The 16,428-nt window shown below is 65.4% G+C and carries 18 protein-coding genes; 11 read left to right on the top strand and 7 right to left on the bottom strand.

All coding sequences use genetic code 11. From position 1 onward, the window contains the following. Window positions 1-180: hypothetical protein (locus H926_RS34510; RefSeq protein ID WP_237740987.1), on the bottom strand; the 180-nt coding region annotated here is incomplete at its 3' end. Between H926_RS34510 and H926_RS26105 the strand changes: the two genes are divergently transcribed. After that, window positions 179-613, top strand: coding sequence for a phasin family protein (locus H926_RS26105; protein WP_231627673.1), 435 nt, complete (start codon window positions 179-181; stop codon window positions 611-613). The two genes, H926_RS34510 and H926_RS26105, sit on opposite strands and share 2 nt — an antisense overlap. A 381-nt stretch (window positions 614-994) precedes the next feature. Continuing rightward, the gene (gene clpS / locus H926_RS0107090) at window positions 995-1,321 is read left to right on the top strand and encodes an ATP-dependent Clp protease adapter ClpS (RefSeq protein ID WP_028657709.1); all 327 of its coding nucleotides are present in this window, start codon (window positions 995-997) and stop codon (window positions 1,319-1,321) included. Between the two features lie 30 nt (window positions 1,322-1,351). Here the strand turns inward: clpS and H926_RS0107085 are convergent, their stop codons facing one another. Next, the gene (locus tag H926_RS0107085) at window positions 1,352-1,792 is read right to left on the bottom strand and encodes a hypothetical protein (RefSeq protein WP_148291661.1); all 441 of its coding nucleotides are present in this window, start codon (window positions 1,790-1,792) and stop codon (window positions 1,352-1,354) included. 462 nt (window positions 1,793-2,254) lie between these two features. Here H926_RS0107085 and lptF point away from each other — a divergent pair, with 462 nt between their 5' ends. Next, entirely contained in the window at window positions 2,255-3,496 is a 1,242-nt protein-coding gene (lptF, locus tag H926_RS0107080) for an LPS export ABC transporter permease LptF (RefSeq protein ID WP_022675681.1), read from the top strand. Then, window positions 3,486-4,586, top strand: coding sequence for an LPS export ABC transporter permease LptG (gene lptG / locus H926_RS0107075; RefSeq protein ID WP_028657708.1), 1,101 nt, complete (start codon window positions 3,486-3,488; stop codon window positions 4,584-4,586). The genes lptF and lptG overlap by 11 nt, the downstream gene beginning before the upstream one ends. Window positions 4,587-4,650: 64 nt before the next feature. On the opposite strand, the gene H926_RS0107070 is transcribed toward lptG, so the two are convergent. Further along, window positions 4,651-5,811, bottom strand: a complete 1,161-nt coding sequence (locus H926_RS0107070; protein ID WP_237740986.1) for a fatty acid desaturase — start codon at window positions 5,809-5,811, stop codon at window positions 4,651-4,653. A gap of 156 nt (window positions 5,812-5,967) precedes the next feature. On the opposite strand from H926_RS0107070, the gene H926_RS0107065 reads away from it, so the two are divergent. Next, window positions 5,968-7,125: a GNAT family N-acetyltransferase gene (locus tag H926_RS0107065; RefSeq protein ID WP_028657707.1), complete on the top strand. Its 1,158-nt coding sequence runs from the start codon at window positions 5,968-5,970 to the stop codon at window positions 7,123-7,125. Between the two features lie 140 nt (window positions 7,126-7,265). Continuing rightward, complete coding sequence (locus H926_RS0107060; RefSeq protein ID WP_022675677.1) at window positions 7,266-7,715, top strand: response regulator; 450 nt, start codon at window positions 7,266-7,268, stop codon at window positions 7,713-7,715. 251 nt (window positions 7,716-7,966) lie between these two features. On the opposite strand, the gene H926_RS0107055 is transcribed toward H926_RS0107060, so the two are convergent. Continuing rightward, a complete protein-coding gene (locus tag H926_RS0107055) occupies window positions 7,967-8,659 on the bottom strand; it encodes a Crp/Fnr family transcriptional regulator (RefSeq protein WP_051146283.1) in 693 nt (230 codons plus the stop codon). Window positions 8,660-8,942: 283 nt separating this feature from the next. On the opposite strand from H926_RS0107055, the gene H926_RS30740 reads away from it, so the two are divergent. Both H926_RS30740 and H926_RS0107045 read left to right on the top strand, forming a co-directional pair. Continuing rightward, window positions 8,943-9,299, top strand: a complete 357-nt coding sequence (locus tag H926_RS30740) for a response regulator (RefSeq protein WP_022675675.1) — start codon at window positions 8,943-8,945, stop codon at window positions 9,297-9,299. Between the two features lie 122 nt (window positions 9,300-9,421). After that, window positions 9,422-10,222 carry a response regulator gene (locus H926_RS0107045; RefSeq protein ID WP_022675674.1) on the top strand — a complete coding sequence of 267 codons (801 nt, stop codon included), beginning with the start codon at window positions 9,422-9,424 and terminating at the stop codon, window positions 10,220-10,222. Window positions 10,223-10,348: 126 nt separating this feature from the next. Here the strand turns inward: H926_RS0107045 and H926_RS26095 are convergent, their stop codons facing one another. Next, on the bottom strand, window positions 10,349-12,052 hold the full coding sequence (locus H926_RS26095) for a CHASE domain-containing protein (protein WP_051146282.1): 1,704 nt from the start codon (window positions 12,050-12,052) through the stop codon (window positions 10,349-10,351). 392 nt (window positions 12,053-12,444) lie between these two features. Here H926_RS26095 and H926_RS33085 point away from each other — a divergent pair, with 392 nt between their 5' ends. The 3 genes from H926_RS33085 to H926_RS26090 all read left to right on the top strand — a co-directional run bounded on the left by H926_RS33085 (window position 12,445) and on the right by H926_RS26090 (window position 14,681). Next, window positions 12,445-12,603, top strand: coding sequence for a NepR family anti-sigma factor (locus H926_RS33085; protein ID WP_022675672.1), 159 nt, complete (start codon window positions 12,445-12,447; stop codon window positions 12,601-12,603). Further along, complete coding sequence (locus tag H926_RS0107030; protein ID WP_028657704.1) at window positions 12,596-13,222, top strand: sigma-70 family RNA polymerase sigma factor; 627 nt, start codon at window positions 12,596-12,598, stop codon at window positions 13,220-13,222. The genes H926_RS33085 and H926_RS0107030 overlap by 8 nt, the downstream gene beginning before the upstream one ends. Before the next feature lie 187 nt (window positions 13,223-13,409). Further along, on the top strand, window positions 13,410-14,681 hold the full coding sequence (locus H926_RS26090) for an AI-2E family transporter (protein WP_022675670.1): 1,272 nt from the start codon (window positions 13,410-13,412) through the stop codon (window positions 14,679-14,681). Between the two features lie 75 nt (window positions 14,682-14,756). On the opposite strand, the gene H926_RS0107020 is transcribed toward H926_RS26090, so the two are convergent. Continuing rightward, on the bottom strand, window positions 14,757-15,371 hold the full coding sequence (locus tag H926_RS0107020) for a superoxide dismutase (protein ID WP_022675669.1): 615 nt from the start codon (window positions 15,369-15,371) through the stop codon (window positions 14,757-14,759). A gap of 136 nt (window positions 15,372-15,507) precedes the next feature. Further along, window positions 15,508-16,428: dicarboxylate/amino acid:cation symporter (locus tag H926_RS0107015; RefSeq protein ID WP_028657703.1), on the bottom strand; the 921-nt coding region annotated here is incomplete at its 5' end.

Genomic DNA, 16,428 nt, shown 5'->3' with positions numbered 1-16,428 from the left:
CAAGCCGGCCAAGCCCAAGCCCGCCCCCGTGGCGGCGCGCGGGCCGGGCAGCGCAAAGCCGCCGGTCACGGCACCCAGACCAGGAACCGGCATCCCCCACGCGATGGTGCCGGCCCCGCTCAAGACCCGCGTGAACCATGCCGCCGCGCCCGCGGCTTCCAGGAAGGAACACCCTATCATGACTACCGCCAACGAATTTTCCGACAAGTTCCAGTCCGCTTTCAAGGACGCTTCTGACAAGGCCAAGGCCGCCTTCGAAAAGAGCCAGGCCGCCTTTGGCGATGCCGGCGAATTCGCCAAGGGCAACGTCGAAGCCGTCGTGGAATCGAGCAAGATCCTTGCTTCGGGCCTGCAGGAACTGACCAAGGGCTATGCCGCCGAAGGCAAGTCCGCGATGGAAACCCTGACCGCCGAAATCAAGGAACTGGCCAGCGCCAAGTCGCCGACCGAATTCTTCGAAAAGCACACCGCCCTGATGCGCAAGCAGTTCGACGCAGCCGTGGCGGCCAGCAGCAAGCACAGCGAAGCCGTGCTCAAGCTCGCCAACGAAGCGTTCCAGCCGATTTCCAACCGCGTCAGCCTCGCGGTCGAAAAGATGAAGGTCGCCGCCTGATCGGCACCTGATTCGCCCGGCCCAGCCTGTCTTGCCCACCAGGGCAAGGCGGCTGGATCGGGCCACTATCCTGGACAAGCACCAGCGGCATCAAGGCAGCCGACGCCCCACCATGGCGGCGTGGCTGCCTTTTTGCTTTGACGCGCGGCGCTTTCCTGGCCCCCACCGGGCCCACTGTGTATCGCAAACAGGGCGCGATTTGCCGTTTCGGTAACGTTTTTCGGGCAGGGCTGCCCGAACGCCCCCTTGTCGCGGGGCGGCTGCGATGCGATATTCAGGGTTCCGATGCACAGATCCGCTTCTCACTCGGCGTCCGCCGCCCCCCTGCCGCGCGCTGCCCGCGCCCCTCTTGGCGCACGCCCTGCGTCCGCAGCACCGCTCATGGCGGGCGACAATCGCGATACCGACGATGGCGACATGATCGGCCTGGCCACGCGCACCCGCGCCCGGCCCAAGAAGCCCAGCATGTTCAAGGTGCTGATGCTCAACGATGACTATACCCCGATGGAATTCGTGGTGATGGTCCTCAAGCGCTTCTTTCACATGGATCTGGAGCAGGCCACCCGCGTCATGCTGCACGTGCACCAACGCGGCGTGGGCGTGTGCGGCATTTTCCCTTATGAAATCGCGGAAACCAAGGTGAACCAGGTGATGGATTTCGCCCGGCAGAACCAGCACCCGCTGCAATGCACGCTGGAAAAGGCCTGACGCCAAGGAGTCGCTGACGCCGCGTTAGCGTCAATGCAACCGGCGTTCCTCGATCATTTCGCGCGCCAGGGCGCGCAACAGCGCGGCGAGCCAGGCCATCGCCAGTGACTTTGCCTCGCGCGAATGAGCGCCGGCGCCACTGGGCAGGACAATCTGCGCGGAAAAGCGCCCGTCTTCCAGCCGCCCTCCGCTGAATGCCGCTGCCGGCGGGATCAGCGCCAGCGCCGCACTTTCATAGGCACCCGAATCAGCCAGCAGGCTGACCCACAGGCTGTCATTGTCGCCCGCCACGCCTTCGGGTGCCAGCGCGACATCGCCCAGGGCGCGCAGCGTGCGTTCAAAGCCCAGGCGCTGTTCATCGGGCGCCAGGGTTTCGCAACGATCGGCCAGCGCTGTCAATTCCTCGGGCCGGGCGCTGCACCGCGCCAGCCGCCCTTGCCACCACTGTGATCCAGACGTCACGAAATTCACGGCCTGTTCCCTTGTCCGTGGCGCCAGCCCGGCAGGAATCAACACGGCATGATGGTGCCTTGTCATCACGCCTTCCTGATCGCCCGGTCCAGCGCGGAAGCGTTTTGTCAGTTCTACATCCACAGATGTCCCGCGCCGCAGGCATTTCGGCCTCGGTGCGTTGTATTTTGGCGGAACCCACCGCAGCCATGGGCGTTCCCGATGGCCAGCGGCAACCTTTGCGCCTTGTGCCAAACGCCGCGCCAGGAGGCTCGCGTGGCAGCACTATTATCAATCAAGGGGACAGGCAATAACTTTAGTTATTAAACGCCCCTTTGTCACGGCAGGAGTAGCCAGCCCCGCTGGTGCGGCATTTTCGCCTTTCGCATCGCCGCGAAGCGGGCTAACCGACACGGACACCTGCACGGCGCCCCCGGGCGACGTTGCTTGCCCCTTGACGCCCACACGGTGAAACGCCCGAACGTGAAATTCCTCAGCGCCATCGACAGGTACATCGCCCGCCTGGTGATCGTGCCCATGCTGGCCGTGTTCGTCCTGGCAGCATCGCTGCTGGTGCTGGACAAGATGCTGCGGCTGTTTGACTTTGTCGCCACCGAGGGCGGGCCGGTCACGGTCGTGTTCAAGATGCTGATCAACCTCTTCCCGGAATATGCGAGCCTCGCCATTCCGCTGGGGCTGATGCTCGGCATCCTGTTCGCCTTCCGCAAACTGGCGACCAGTTCGGAACTCGACGTGATGCGCGCGGTGGGCCTGTCCTATACCCGCCTGCTGCGGGTGCCCTATCTCTTCACCCTGGTGCTGGCTGGGGTCAACCTGCTGATCGTGGGCTATATCCAGCCCCTGAGCCGCTACTACTACGAGGAATTGCAGTACGAGCTGGGCTCTGGCGCACTGGGTGCCTCGATCAAGGTGGGCGAATTCAACGCGTTGCAGGATCGCACCGCACTGCGCGTCGATTCCAGCCGCGACGACGGGCGCGATCTGGAGGGTATCTTTGCCCGCCTGGTCACGCCCAAGGGCCAGACCATGACCATCTCCGCCCGCGAGGGGCAGTTCTTTGCCAACCGCGAGAACCGCGACACGATCATCCTGCGCTTGACCGACGGCCAGATCGTCCAGGATGGGCCCGACCTGGCCTCGCCGCGCGTGCTGACCTTCGCGTCACACGATCTGCCGATCGACCTGCCCAAGATCGCCCAGTTCCGCCAGCGCGGCGACAAGGACCGCGAATACATCCTGCCCGAGCTGCTCAAGATTGGCTGGAACAAGGCCTATTCGCAGGACATGCGCAACAAGAGCAAGGCCAGCCTCAACTACCGCCTGGTGGAAGTGGTGATGATGTTCCTGCTGCCGCTGCTGGCCGTGGCCCTGGCCGTCCCGCCCAAGCGCTCCACCTCGGCGCTGGGGGTGTTCCTGTCCATCGTGATGGTGGTGGCCTATCACAAGGTCAACGAATATGGGCAGGATGTCGCCAGCCTGGGCCGGCTTGATCCTGCCCTGGCGCTATGGGGACCGTTCGCGCTCTTTGCCGCACTGATCATCTGGATGTACTGGCGCCTGGCCTATGTGCCCGGTGGCCAGCCGATCGGCGCGCTCGAAACCGCCTTTGCCAAGGTTGCCAGCCGCGTGCGCAAGCTGTTCGCGCGCCGCCGCCGTGGCGACATGATCGACCCGGCAGCACAGGACGATAGCCTTGCAGCTTGATATCTTTCCATCCGCGACGATGACGCGCTACATCGGCAAGATGTTTGCCGCGCGCGTCGTCGCCGTGCTGCTGATGCTGGTCCTGGTCCTGCAGATGCTCGATCTGCTGGGCGAAAGCGGCGAGATCCTGGCCCATCCTGGCAATGGCCAGGCGCAGCTGCTCACCTATGTGGGCCTGCGCGCGCCGCAGCTGGTGGCCAAGTTCCTGCCCTATTCGGTGCTGCTGGCCACGATCATCACGCTGTTCACGCTCAACCAGAACAGCGAAGTGATCGCGATGAAGGCCTCAGGCCTGTCGGCACACCAGGTGCTGGCGCCGCTGTTCCTGGTGGCCGGCGTGATCGCGATCGGCAATTTCGCGTTCAACGAGCGGATCGTCACGCGCTCCACCGCCACACTCAAGGCCTGGCAGGCGGCCAATTATGGCCCCCTGCCCACCGATACCCAGGTGCGCAGCAACGTCTGGCTACAGGATGGGCCCAACATCCTCTATGCCCGCACGGTGACTGGCGAGGGCAACGCCATGCGCATGACCGACGTGACCTGGCATCGCCGCGATCCCACCGGCATGGTCACCGAGATCGTCCGCTCCCCGGCCGCCACCTATGCCAATCCCGGCTGGCGCCTGATCCGGCCGACCACGTTTGACGTGCAGAGCGCGCGGCGCACCCAGGACAATGGCGATGCCGTGTTCGCCACCGGGGTTACGCCCACCCAGATCCTGATCCGCAAGGCCGATGCCGATGCCGAATCGTTGTGGCACCTGACCGGCTCGATCCAGGCGATCCGTGCTGCCGGACACAGCACCAGCGAGCTGGAAAGCCGCTGGTGGCACAAGATTTCCGGGCCGCTGTCGGCCATGCTCATGCCGCTGCTGGGCGCGGTGGCCGGCTTTGGCCTGGCCCGCTCGGGCCAGCTGTTCATGCGCGCGGTGATCGGCATGGCGCTGGGCTTCGCCTATTTCGTGGTCGACAATGCCGCGCTCGCCATGGGCAGCTTTGGCGGATACCCGCCGCTGATCGCGGCCTGGGCGCCCTTCGTGCTGTTCTTCCTGATCGGCGAGGCCGTGCTGATCCGCACCGAGGAATGAAAAAAGCCCCGCGCCGGACAAGACCGGCGCGGGGCTTTTTCAGCGCTCGACTGCTGGTGAAACGTCAACCTTTGGCGCGCGTGCCCATGGTCGAGCGCACCAGCCGCGCGAGCAGCGGAAACAGCCCGGCATAGTTGGCCCGCTCATAGGTCGATTCCAGCCCAAGATGGCCGCGCAGGCGACGGTGGCATTCGGCCAGCGAGTGATAAGGCATCGACGGCAGCAGGTGGTGCAGCGCGTGATAGCGCAGGCCCACCGGCGCCCACATCGCGCCCCATACGCCCGGCGGCGGCACGTTGACCGAATCGAGGTATTGCCCGGTCACGGTCATCTGCTCGCCTTCGTTCTCCCACAGGTGGGCCACCAGCGTGCGCACCTGGTTGAGCAGCGCGGCCAGCGCGATCACGCCCAGCGCGATCAGCAGCGGCAGCCAGCCATGCGTGGCCGACCAGCCCAGCACGGCCCAGGCCCACAGCGTGGCGCCCAGTTCCTGCCAGAACACCATGCGCGCCATGGCGCCTTCCGGCTTGCGCCGGCGGAAGCCCGGATTGATCGAGAGCGAAGAGGCACGCTCCCACACCAGCGTGCGCAGCGGCGGCACGATCACGCCCAGCGGCACCAGCACGGCCGAACGCAGCAAGAGGCCGACCGGCAGCAGCAGCGCGGTGGCAGTGAACAGCGGCAGCGACCAGGGCTTCATCAGCGCCAGCGGCAGGTATTCCGGGTCTTCGCTGGTGCCATAGCGGATGCGCGAATGGTGCAGCGAATGCACGCCTTCATACATGAACGAGGGCATCAGCACCGGAATGCCAACCACCAGATTCCAGACGAAGCGGAAACCCGGCAGGGCATCGCGATGCATATGCGTCAGTTCATGGATGAACAGCAGCGCGCGATAGAGCGCCAGGGCCGAGAAGATCCCCAGCGCCACGACCACGCCCCAGTTGCCACCGCGCAGCGCGGTGGCAATCGCCAGGCCCAGCGCGCCATAGCCGAGCAGCGCCGACACCAGCATGTCGGGCCAATAGATTTCCGGCCGGGCGCGGGCGATATCCCGCGTCAATTCGGCCGCAGCGCGCAGCATCTCCTTGTCCTCGGGCGTGCCGGCAAGGCCGGGCGCGCGATGGGCAGGCGTGGACGTCGCAGCGGGGGGCGTGGCAGCTGGCGCAGCGGAGGCCGCAGCAGCAGGTGCGTCGCTCTGTTCAGCAAATTCGGTGACAAGCATGGCAAAAACGGTTCCCAAGAAACCCATGTTACACCAGGCAAAAAACCTGCCTGGCGGGTGATCGCCGGTCCGCCTGGGCTCGTCCGGCTTGACAAGTCACCGGATAGCACCGCAGGCATCCGGGACAGCGCGCGTATAACTCAAAACAAAGGCGATATCGTGGCAGGCGAAGTAGTCATCACCCCCGTTGCAAACAAGGCCGAACGGGCCGCCTTTGTCGATCTGGCCTATCGCATCAACGCATCTGACCCCAACTGGGTGCCGCCGCTGCGCATGGAAGCGATGGAACTGATCACTCCGGGCAAGAACCCGTTCTTCGAACACGCCGATGTGCAGCTGTTCCTGGCGCGGCGCGACGGCCGCATCGTTGGCCGCATTTCCGCCCATATCGATCACCTTGCCGTGGCGATGGACCCGGTACAGGGCATGGGACCGGGCACCGGCAACTGGGGCCTGCTGGAAGCGGAAGACGAAGGCATCGCCCACGCCCTGATCGCGCAGGCCGAAGAGTGGCTGCGCGCCAAGGGCATGACCCGCGTGCTCGCGCCGCTGTCGATGTCGGTCTGGGAAGAGCCGGGCCAGTTGACGCTGGGCTTTGACCATCCGCCCACGGTGATGATGGGCCACCAGAGCGAACGCTATCAGCACTATATCGAGGCCTTGCCCTATACCCCGGCCAAGCAGCTGCTGACCTATGAACTGGATATCACCAAGCAGTTTCCGCCGCTGATCCAGCGCATCGTGCAATCGGGCGAGAAGAACGCCAAGATTCGCATCCGCAATGTCGACAAGAGCAAGTTCGACAGCGAAGCGGCGATCATCCTCGACATCCTCAACGATGCCTGGTCGGACAACTGGGGCTTCGTGCCGTTTACCCAGACCGAGATCGGCTATGCCGGCAAGAAGTTCAAGCCGATCGTGCGCGAAGACCTGATCATGGTGGCCGAGTACGAAGGTGAGCCGGTGGCCTTCATGATGACGCTGCCCGATCTCAACGAAGTGATGAAGCCGATGGGCGGCAAGCTGTTTCCGTTCAACTGGATCAAGCTGCTGCGCTGGCTGAACAAGCCGCGTTGCCGCACCATGCGCGTGCCGCTGATGGGCGTGCGCAAGAAGCTGCAATCCTCGCGCCTCGCGAGCCAGCTGGCCTTCATGATGATCGAATATATCCGGCGCAACTCGGTGCAGCACTATGGTGCCTCACGCGGGGAAATCGGCTGGATCCTGGATGACAACCAGGGGATGATCGCCATTGCCGACGCGATCGATAGCCACGTCAACAAGCGCTATACGATCTACGAACGCGCGCTTTGATCCACCGCCCGCGCCTGCGGAACGCGCGGGCGCAACAGGCGTTGTTCCCGGCGGGTTAGCCTTGCATAGGCCAAGGCAAGCCCCACTTGGGCGCCGGCCCTTGCACGCGTGCAAGGCGGCCGGAGAAGGGAAAGCAGGCCATGCAATTGTTCGGTCATCCCGGCGCGCCATCCGGCCCGGCCGGCGGCGGGTTGGGCAATGCCCTGGTGGTCGAGGATGAGGCCATCGTGGCGCTGGCCATGGCCGACAGCCTGGCCCAGGCCGGGGCGGATACCGTGGCTACCTGCCACACCACCGCCCAGGCCCTGATCGAGATGCAGCGCCTGCGTCCCTCCATCCTCGTGCTCGATGTGCACCTGGCCGATCGTGACGACGGCTGGGCCCTGGCGGAACTGGCCATGGCGATCAGCCCGAATCCACCGCTGATCATCTTTTCCACCGGCACGCCGGAAAGCATCCCACCGCACATCGCCGAACTCGGCCACGTGCTGGCCAAGCCCTTTCCACCCGATGCCCTGGCCAGCCTGGTGCAGCGCCATGGCCGCCAGGGCGGCCTGCTCGGCCGCCTGCGCAATGCTTTGACGCGCTGATCACGGTCAGGGGTTACAGCCACCGGGCGCACCGCGTGTGTCGCTGTGCATACACGCCCACGAAAAAGGCCTCCGCCGGGGATTGGCGGAGGCCTTCGGGATCGTATCACCAGCCGCTTGGACGGGAGGGGGGGTCTCGGCGGTGACATGCCTTTAACGGGGCGCCCCGAAATCGGTTCCCACCTCGCCGAAAAAAATCGGCATTATTTTGCAATTTCGCCCCAATCCCCCAAACTCTCCAGCCAAGCACCTTAGATGTAAGGTCTTTTCGGCAAGCCCTGGGGATCGAAACCGACCATCGCCCGCACATTGTCCAGGCGGGGAATGTGGATGCCCGTGCCCATCCAATCCACCTGGCCAGCCTTGCGCAGCGCCTGCAACGTGCGGTTGGTATGCACCAGCGACAGGCCCAGCATATCGGCCACCTGGCCCTGCGTGATCGGCACGCGCAACGTGGCAGACGGGCCGATCTGCGGCGCGATGCCGGTCTGCAAGCCGCGCTCCACCAGCCATAGCGCCAGATAGGCCACACGCTCGCGCGCGGGGCGCTGGCCCAGCGCCACCAGGTGCTGCTCCAACGCATCTTCCTCGCGCGCCGAAAGCCAGATCACGTCATAGGCAAAGCGGGGTTGCGCCGTGACCAGTTCCATGAAGCGGTCGCGCGGGAACATGCACAGCCGCGTATCGGTGAGCGCGGTGACGCCATGGCTCATCTCGCCATCGAATGCGGCCTGCAGACCGACCAGATCGCCCGGAAACATGATGTTGACCACCTGCCGGCGCCCATCCTCAAGCAGGCGATAGCGCATCAACACGCCTTCCAGCACGGTGAACAGCCGATCGCCCGGCGCACCCTGGCGCAGCACTTCCTCGCCGCGCGCCACGCTGCGTTCGCCACTGCGATGGCGCTCGATCCATTCGCGCTGCGCCGTATCGGGGGCCACCAGCCCGGGCCGATCGCGCAGCGGACAGGTACGGCACGGTTGATTCAATTGCCGGATATCTACGGCACCCTGGCCGCCGCCGGCGCTTCCGCCTCCTCTGTGCACGCTGTCTTACACTCCTGCCTACCCGGCAACGGCCACCCTGTTGGGCGCCATGATCGGGCATGTCCGGTCCCACGGCTATGTCAAATGACATAAACGAGTTCCCGGTTCCCGGATAGAGCGCGCCGCCGCAGGCCAGCCAAGCCCCCCACCCGCTGCCTGCGCGCCGGAGCGCGTTGCAATGATTACCGATTACATTCTGGTGCTGGAAGACAACGTGCTGGTTGCGATGGAAATCGAGGACGAGCTGACCGAACGCGGATTTCGCGTGGCCGTGGCCGTGGACATTGCCGAAGCCGAAGCCCTGGTCGCGCAAGAGACGCCGCGGGCTGCCCTGCTCGACCTGCGCCTGCCCGATGGCCATTCCGCGCCGCTGGCGCTGCACCTCGTCGCACAAGATTGTACCGTGGCGCTGATTTCCGGGGCAGATTCGGGCATGATCCCGGCCTCGCTGGCGGGCGTGCCGCGCTTTCCCAAGCCGGTCGGCGTTTGGGAACTGGCTGATTGGGCCACCGGTGTGTTCGATCCGCAAAAGTGAGCGGTGCAGCGGCGTGCCCATCTGCATGCCGCACCCGTCGATGCAAAAACGCATATTGGTTCGGGAACCGAAACCGGCGTAAGGCATTGAGGTGTGCATTGCGTATCCAGGAAGGGGTTTAAATGTCGCTGGGCGCCAAAGTAGCTACCAATCTTCCCTATCTGCGCCGCTATGCCCGGGCTTTGACCGGAAGCCAGCAGACCGGCGATGCCTTTGTGCGTGCCACGCTGGAAGCGGCTCTTGCCGATGCAGACCTGCGCAGTGCCATCGGCGAAGGCCGCGTGGCGCTCTATCGAGCCTTCAACAAGGTCTGGTCGAGTGCGTTCGTCGATACCCTGGATCATTCCGGCGGTAGCGATCTGGGCCTGCATGAAACCGCCGCGCAGGAACGCCTGGCGCACATTACGCCGGCCAACCGCCAGGCGCTGCTGCTGGTCACGCTCGAAGATTTCTCGGTTGCCGAAGTGGCCGAAATTCTCGACCGCACGCCGGCCGATGTCGAAGCCCTGGTGCAGGAAGCGATCGAGGAAATCGACCGCGAGTCCTCGACCAGCGTGCTGATCATCGAAGACGAGCCGCTGATCTCGATGCAGCTGGAAGACCTCGTCCGCTCGCTGGGCCACGACGTGTGCGGCATGGCCGCCACCCGCACCCAGGCGCGCGACATTGCCAGCCGCGAAACGCCGGGCCTGGTGCTCGCCGATATCCAGCTGGCCGATGGTTCTTCGGGCCTCGACGCGGTGGACGATATCCTCAAGCTGGTCGATGTGCCGGTGATCTTCATCACCGCCTATCCCGAACGCCTGCTGACCGGTGACCGACCCGAGCCGACCTACCTCATCACCAAGCCGTTCCAGGAAGCAACCGTGCGCGCCGCGATCAGCCAGGCGCTGTTCTTCGGCTCCAGCCGCCCGCTCTCCTGATCCAGCGGCCACCCCGCCAGGGGTGATCCAACAGTTCCCTCGGGAAAGGCCGGACCATTTGGTCCGGCCTTTTTCGTATGCCGTGCTGGTGTCTGCGCCTGCGGGCGACGGCGGTAATGGATCAGCTTAAGCCGGTCGACCCTCGCGGATGGCAAAAGAGCCACGCTCGCGCACCGGAATGATCAGGGTGCAACGCACACCGTCGGCTTCGAACCGCAGGTCCACCGGATTGCGCAGTTCGTGGGCGACGATCTTTTCGATTAGGTCGGTGCCAAAGCCGCGCTTGCGCCCCGCCTTGGGATCGATCGGCGGCCCGCCATGCTCCCGCCAGGAAATGCGCGCGGTGGTTTCGCTCGCCAGTTCCCAGCGCACCTCGACCCGCCCGCCCGGCACGCTGAGCGCGCCATACTTGGCAGCGTTGGTCGCCAGTTCGTGAATCGCCAGGCCCAACGACAACGCATCGTTGGGGGCGAGCTGCACATCGGGCCCCCCCATGTCGACATGGTGATCGGCGCCCTGGGCATAGGGAGCCAGTTCGGCCCGAATCACCAGGTCCACCGGCGTGGCGCCCCAATCCGACTGGGTCAGCAGATCGTGCGTGGCCGAAAGCGCGCGAATGCGCCCTTCCAGGCTTTCGACAAAGCTGTCGAGATCGCGCGCGCGGCGGCGGGTCAACGCGATGATCGACAGCACGTTGGCCAGCGTGTTCTTCACGCGGTGGTTCAATTCGCGCGTCAGCGAATCGCGGATAGAGGATTGCTGTTCGAACCAGGCCAGGGCCACGCGGTCTTCGGCGACCTGCTGGCTGACCAGCCGCGCAAGGACCAGCAGCAACGTTGCCACCAGCAGGCCGAACAGCAGCGTCATGACCGACAGCATGCTCAGCACCATAGCCGGCGGCGCTTCCACCACCAGCAGCCAGCGCCGCCCCGCCACATCGACCCAGCGGCGCACCACCCGGCCCGACCGCGCGGCCGGGCTTTCCTGGGCAAGCAGATCGGCATTGGTTTCCGTGCCATCGTAGAGGCGCACGCCCAGCGGCGTATCGGGATCGGTTGGCAGCGAGGTCCGCAGGAATTCGTCAGCGGCAAAGGGCGTGAACACGAACCCGCGCAGGGTGCGGCTGCCGTCATCGCGGCTGGCGCCGAACACCGGCATGTACATGACAAAGCCAACCTGGTCGCTGACATGGCCGGCATGCACCAGTTGCAGCTTGCCCGAAACGATCGGCCGCTCTTCCAGCTCGGCGCGATCCATGGCGATGCGGCGCACCGGATCGCTGGCCATGTCAAAGCCGATCGACTGGCGGTTGCGCGCGGTTTCGGGCACCAGGTACATGACGGGCACGGCATAGCCACGCTTGGCGAAATCGGCCGGCCGCACCGCAAACGGTGGCGTCGGCAGCATGGGCGCACCGTCTGCATGGCCGCCGCCGCTGCGCATCACGCGCTCGACCATGGGCACGTCTTCGCTCGCCACGCGCATGCCCCAGCCAATGCCGTTGACGCCGCTGGCGCTGCCTTCCATCTGCAGCTGGCCGACGAAAGAGCGGAACAGCGAGGCTTCGACTGAGCGGCGCGTGGCAAACAAGGCGGCGGCGGAACGCAGATAGGCGGCGTTGCCGTTGGCACGCCGTTCAAGCCCGGACGAGACCTCCTGAGCCACCTTGTCCAGCTGGGCAATCTCGCGCTGACGGTCCGCGCGCTCGATCGCGAAAACGCTGAGCGCGGTCACGGCCATGGTCAGCGTGAAGATTCCCACCGGCAAGGCCCGCGGAAAGCGCTCGTACCATCTTGGGGCCAGATTTTTCTGGGAGAGCAGTTTCTCCACGTGCCCGTGCGATCCCTTTACCTTGCCATACCCAAAACGTGCGGCGTGCGCCTGCTTAGCCCATGCCGCCTGATCATGCCCGATGCAACGCACGGCGCAAGCACCTGTGCCCGCAACTGGCCGACAATTATGTGGTTTTCACAGCGCAAAGCGCCGCGCCGGGCTTCCGGCACGGTCTTGGTGATTTTGGCGGGAACCGATTGCGAGCGGTTTCGTTCCACATGCGCAACAACCCAAGACCGATAACCCAAGACATCGGGCACCTGTGATTCTGGCGGCCCCATGGTCTATGCATGGACAAACGGCCAGCCGCGTCAGGCACATCCGATCCGTTCATCCGCAAGACCCATGGGGGGAGGCGAAGCCGAAAGCGAATGTCGAAAGATAAACCTATGAAAAACCCGGGGACCCGACGTCGCACCAGCGCGCGGGCGAACTCGCCCGAGTGGGCGGACGGTTTGCGCAAACTCTACGATTCCGTCGTAGAAGAACCCTTGCCCGACAGCTTCGCGCAGTTGCTCGACAAGCTGGACGGCGATGCGCATGGCTGATGCCCCACGCCCGTCGGCAGACACCAAGGGCGATACCGCTGCCTCCGCCCGCAACGCCGTTGCTTTCAAACGCGAACTGACCGGTGTCATTCCGCACCTGCGCGCCTTTGCGCGTGGTCTGTGCGGCCGTCCCGACCTGGCCGACGACCTGGTGCAGGAAACCCTGCTCAAGGCCTGGGCCGCGCAGGAAAGGTTCGAGCCGGGCACCTCGATGCGCGCCTGGACCTTCGTGATCCTGCGCAATGCCTATCTCACCGACATGCGCCGCAACCGCTTTCGCGCGGAGTATGACGAGACAGTGGCCGAACGCGTGCTGGTCGCGCCCGCCGGGCAGGAAAGCCCGCTGCACCTGTCGGACATGCACCGCGCACTGCTCACCCTCCCGCCCGAGCGGCGCGAGGCCCTGCTGCTCGTCGGCGCCGGTGGTTTCTCCTACGAAGAAGCCGCGCAGATTTGCCAATGCGCCGTGGGCACGATCAAGAGCCGCGTCGGCCGCGCCCGCGCTGCCCTTGCGCAGATGATCGATACCGGGCAGCTGCCGCGTCGCAGCACGGGTGATGCCGTGGCACACGATGCGATCATGCACGAGCTTGATACCACGGTTCAGTCTGGCCACTGACGGTTACGCTGGCGGTTCTGGCCCCGGCCCGCGATCGGGCTGGGGCCGCCCCTGCCTTGGCCTGGGCAGCACTGCACCAGTCACGCGGCAAAGCGCGGCCGCATCACCGCCAGCCCCTTGATTGCGCCCCGGCGCAAGCCCAAGACGGCGAAAGGCGAATCACCGCCAGATTCAGGCCGTGGCCCCCTTGTCCAGCAGCGATTCCATCAACGATCCCGATCCCCTCTCCGCCGCGCCGCCTGCCGCGCCGGATACGCTCTTGCACGCCGAACCGGGGGTGCAGACGCAGCAAGCCCGCCTGCAATCGGCCATCCTGCTGTTGCTGGGGCTGGGGCTATTCTTTGGCCTGCCATTCGTGCTGTCGATCGGATCGGTGGTGTTCCTGCCCCCGGTCACCGCGATCGTGCTGACGATCGTGCTGGCCCCGGCGGCGGATCGCCTGGTGCGGCTGGGCCTGCCCAATATGCTCGCTTCGTTTCTGGCCCTGCTGCTGCTGATCGCGGTGGTGGTCGTCGCGCTGTCGCTGATCCTGCAGCCGGCCTACGACATGGTGGACCAGGTGCCGGCGATGGCGCGCCGCGTCTCCCTGCGCTTTGCCGAACTGCGCAGCAACCTGGCGTGGATGAACGACATCAACCGCCAGATCGCGCGCCTGACCGGCTCTACAGCCACGCGCGAAGTGGTGGTGGCATCACCCTCGGTGATCGAGCAGGTGGCCTTCGCCACGCCCAGCGTACTGATCGAAGTGCTGCTGACGTTCCTGTTGACCTTTTTCATGATCGAATCGCGCATCCGCACCAAGCGGCGGCTGCTGTTCGATCGCCACAGCTTTGGCGCCTCGGTCCGCATCGCCCGGGTGATCCGCGCGGTGCAGGATCGCGTCGCCTCGTACATTCTCACCGTCGCGCAGATCAACCTGGGCGTGGGCACGATCGTGGCCGCAGGATCGTGGGCATTCGGCTTTTCCGCGCCGATCATGTGGGGCGGGCTCGCCTTCGTGCTCAATTTCCTGCCCTATGTCGGGCCACTGGTCATGGTCGCGCTGCTCACCCTGGTCGGTGTCGGCACGGCCAGCACGGTGGCGCTGGGCCTGCTGCCGGCGCTGGCGTTCCTCGGCCTGCATGCGGTGGAGGCCAACTTCGTCACGCCCTCGATCCTGGGCGCGCGGCTCACGCTCAATCCGGTCTCGATCCTGATCTCGATCAGCTATTTCTCATGGATCTGGGGCACGCTGGGGGCGCTGCTGTCGGTGCCGATCCTGCTGACGCTGATGGCCCTGGTCGATCACCTGGGCCGGCCGAACCTGGTCGGCTTCCTGTTTGGCGAGCCGCTGTTCCAGCCGGGCCTGATCGCGCAGGATGAACTGCGCCATCCCGAAGACTATGCCGGGCACGAGGGTGACATCGCCAGCGACGAGACCGGCCGCCCGTTGCAGCCGCGCACGTCACAAGGCGCCTGACCCAACTGCGCCGCATACAAAAAAGGGCAGGCCGCGCGGCCTGCCCTTTTTCATGTCGTCATCGCGGTGCGATGATCAGGCCGGATAGGCCCAGAGCGAACCGCGGCCGAGGTTTTCGGCGGCAAAGCCCCAGTTCAGGTGCTTTTCGATCACGCCCTTGAGATAGTCGGGACGCAGGTTCTTGTAATCGACGTAATAGGCGTGTTCCCACAGGTCGATCACCAGCAGCGGGTTGCCGCCCAGGTCGGAATAGGTGGCAGCGTCGTGAGTCTGTTCGACCACCAGCTTGCCATCCTTGGCCACCAGCCACACCCAGCCCGAGGCAAAGTGCGCGGCGCCCTGCGCGGCCAGTTCAGCCTTGAGCGCATCGAGCGAGCCGAACGAGGCTTCGATCGCGGCGGCGAGGTCGCCGGTCGGTTCGCTGGTTTCCGGGGTCAGGCTGTGCCAGTAGAAACCGTGGTTCCAGGTCTGGGCAGAGTTGTTGAACAGGCCCTTGTCACCCTTGGCTTGCGCGGCAGCGACGATGTCTTCCAGGCTCTTGTCGGCCAGATCGGTGCCGTCGATGGCGGCATTGGTCTTGTCGACATAAGCCTTGTGATGCTTGCCGTGGTGGGTCTGCAGGGTCACTGCCGAGATCGTGGGGTCCAGCGCGCTGTCGGCATAGGGCAGCGGGAGAAGGGAAATCGCCATGGTCGCTCCGTTTCGTCAGGGAAAATCGGCAATGCCAAACCAACGCCTCAGGCGGGCGTCGGTTGCCATTGCGGCCTATGGCATTTGACAGCGATTTCCAGTGAATTTTTCTGATCGTGCTGCAAGCGCAAACTGATCAATCCTCGTGCGCGGCCACGGCGGCCGTTACCGCCACGTCCATCGTCACATTGCCCAGCGTGCGCATCAGATCGGGCAGCATTTCCACCGCCACCAGCAGCGCGAGCGGCTCTACCGGCACACCCATGGCCAGCGCGATCGGGCCGATCGAGGTGACGAAGCTGATCGTGCCCGGCAGGCTCACCGCGCCAAAGCTCATCACGCTGGCCACGGCAAAGCCGGCCAGCATGTGCCAGCCATCCACCGGCACGCCAAACCAGTGCGCCACATAGATCGCCACGGCAAAGTTCATGGCAGGCCCGGTGCCGCGAAACAGCGCCACGGCCAGCGGCAAGACCAGTTCGCTGGTCGCATCGCGCAGGCCCAGCGTGCGGCAGGCGTTGAGCATGGCCGGCAGCGAGGCGAGCGAAGACTGGGTGGACAGTGCCAGCGCCTGCGCCGGCAGCATCGCGCGGGCAAAGCGGATCAGCGGCAGGCGCCCGCCCAGCACCGCCAGCGGATAGGCCGCGAGGAACACCACCGTGCCGGTCAGCGCCACGATCATCACATAGTGCGCCAGCGCGCCGATCGCGGCGGTGCCGCTCTTGGCCGCCACCACCAGGCTGAGCGCGAAAACGCCCACCGGCCCGCACCACAGCACCCAGCCGATCACCACCAGCATCGCCCCGGCAATGCCTTCGAAAAAGACCGTCAGGCTTTGCCGTTGCGCGCTGCGCAGCCGCGTGGCCGCCATGGCGAACACCCCGGTGAACAGGATCACCGGCAGGACCGCATCGGCCGCTGCGGACGTGAACACGTTGACCGGCACCATCGAGGTGATGAAATCGCCGAACGCCGGCATGGTCGTGGCCGTGCCCGCGGCCGCCGCGCCGACATTGGCGCGCAGCGCCGCGCCCGCGCCTTGCGGGATCGGCACCAG

Origin of the sequence: Novosphingobium sp. B-7, assembly GCF_000410615.1 — a bacterium.
GTDB classification, from domain to species: Bacteria; Pseudomonadota; Alphaproteobacteria; order Sphingomonadales; family Sphingomonadaceae; genus Novosphingobium; species Novosphingobium capsulatum.
Note: the sequence above shows the minus strand (reverse complement) of the source record. Positions and strands in the feature narration are given on the sequence as shown.